Here is a 600-nt window from a genome sequence, read left to right on the forward strand (position 1 = left end):
TCTCTGGCTTCACCGCCGATCTCGAACCCAGGATCGCCACCGATGCCGTCAGCTTCGTCATGTCGGCCTTCGGCAAGCGGATTCTATAGCTAAATTGACTTGCGATCGGAGCGGAACGTAACCTCAACCCAGAAATTTTGAATCCAGTTGGATGCCTAGATGAGACTAGTTGGGGACGTTGGCAGGGTTAATTCCATCTTGTTTGCTGCAATGGCATTTTTATCAGGGTCGTCTGCTTGCGTTTTTGAAAAAGCCAACAATTGTGGAAATTATGTTGGAATGGGTATTAGCTACGGGGATGGGGGTTCGGAATGTGAATCGTATTTGTCCATTAAGTATGGCATAGATCTATTTTCGCAAGCCAGTGGCTTTCAGTTGGATTCCCCGCGCCATGCGCTGAAATAGGCCGCCCAGATGGGATCAGTTTGCGGTTCTATTGTCTCGACCTTGCTGTGCGCGGGCGTCTCTTTGGATGCCAGAAGTGCTGCGCCGATGCTGGTGCCGGTGACGGCCTCGGAGGCGATGACGGTGCGCGCGGTCGCCGCCGCCAGCATGCCGGTAAAGAGGCGGTTGTGGGCAAAGGGGCCTTCCACGGTTGTC

The 600-nt window shown here is 53.8% G+C and carries 1 pseudogene; it reads right to left on the reverse strand.

Features of this window, described 5'->3' with window-relative positions:
• Positions 1-371 precede the first annotated feature (371 nt).
• Positions 372-600, reverse strand: a pseudogene (locus EN780_RS36780) (carbohydrate kinase); the annotation flags it as partial.

Source organism: Mesorhizobium sp. M4B.F.Ca.ET.089.01.1.1 (assembly GCF_004022605.1).
Classification (GTDB): Bacteria; Pseudomonadota; Alphaproteobacteria; order Rhizobiales; family Rhizobiaceae; genus Mesorhizobium; species Mesorhizobium abyssinicae.